Source organism: Burkholderia sp. AU4i, assembly GCF_000466765.1.
Classification (GTDB): domain Bacteria; phylum Pseudomonadota; class Gammaproteobacteria; order Burkholderiales; family Burkholderiaceae; genus Burkholderia; species Burkholderia cepacia.
The window spans coordinates 1-1,442 of record NZ_ASSI01000405.1; the positions used below are offsets into that span (position 1 = coordinate 1).

General features: G+C 50.2%; 1 protein-coding gene. It reads right to left on the reverse strand.

Annotated features, from left to right (window positions below; genetic code table 11):
• Positions 1-633: 633 nt before the first annotated feature.
• Positions 634-1,442, reverse strand: an 809-nt coding sequence (locus tag L810_RS46745; RefSeq protein WP_155836510.1) for a lytic transglycosylase domain-containing protein, incomplete at its 5' end; no start/stop codon positions are given.

The following is a 1,442-nucleotide window of genomic DNA, read 5'->3' on the forward strand; positions in this document are numbered from 1 at the left end:
CAGTCTTTATGAAACCGTCTCTAACAGGCGGACGACGATCTTCATCGAGTTCTCCTTGCCTCTAGCGTAAGAGAACTCACTTGCCGTTTGGCTATACGATCTGTCTCACGTCCCACCTCCATCTTTGTTTCCCTTATCGGAGCCCCCCGCCGGAGCGAGCCTTCTCGTGGGGCCGACGGATCTGTATCGCACCCCGTCAAAGCGGTAACTTTGGGCCGCTATAAACCCCGCGTTACCCCATCGGATTTCTACGTCTCGCATTCCATGCGAGAAACTAGAGTTGCCCTCGACAGAGTAGCCCCCTGCGGCCAAAACCACTTTGCCAGCATGACCGTTTCTCACATGCACGATCCACATAGGTCCGAGAGCAGTTCCCCATCCGCATGCATCCTTCGTGGTGAATAGAAATGCTTTTCCCTTGTCATCCAAATTGATGGGCTCACCTATTAAGCGGCAACCTAAAGATTTGTATACAGAAAATGATCTATGAGCAGCAACTTCCTTCGTCAGATCATGATTTTGATTTGTCAGCCCGTCATCCTCCACAGTGTGATAAACCTCCCTCGCAGTCACTGCGGAAGCATAAAATATAATGGCGACAAGCACACCCCATCTCACAAGGACAGTCACAACTTACTCCACGATGTCTTTACATATATTATCCAAGAACAAGTCAAAATACGGCATCACATCTCTTTCTGAGATTTGACGTCCGCCCGAGCTTAACCCAGGTCCGTCGTGGTGAACAGCATACGTCATCAAATACAGCTCTCGCCCCGAATAGCGAGATTTAACTATTTTCATATTATCCAACGTGTGCCTGACGAGTGCATCTGCGTTCGCCCTTGCATCGAATCTTTGCTCGTTGGTAAAAAGGCCATACGATCGGCCGGTGCGATCAACAAATTGCCCCAGTCCTGCCGCCGACGTTGTGCCGGCTGCGGAATCAGGATTAAATCCAGATTCTACGCGCGCGATTGCAAGAACGAGAGCGACCTCCTCCCTCGTCAATCCAAATTGACCCGCAACATCAACAATCTCGTCAATCACTCTTCTTTGCACGTACTTTGATGCGTCACCATGAACCCGACTAAATCCTGCCAATCGCCCGTGAGTTGTATCGATTGGCACACGATAGAGGCTATGGCCTACAATTTCAGAGTCCCGGTACCGAGGGCCGACGGGCGCGTACATGACCTGATAATTGATGCACCGAAATTTTCTAGACCGATTTTCGACAAATGCCACTGGATGAATGTGGAAGACAGACGAATCATCTGGAAAATCTTTTACTTTTCCGGCTACGTCGTCCCACCACACCAATTTGGCGATACGTGCTTTCTCTGCTCCCCAAGCCGTTTTCATTGACGCGGGAATTAGCGCATCATAGGCATCCCACGCCTTCTTGTCGGCCTTCCATTCACTCGGATAGCGCAGAATGA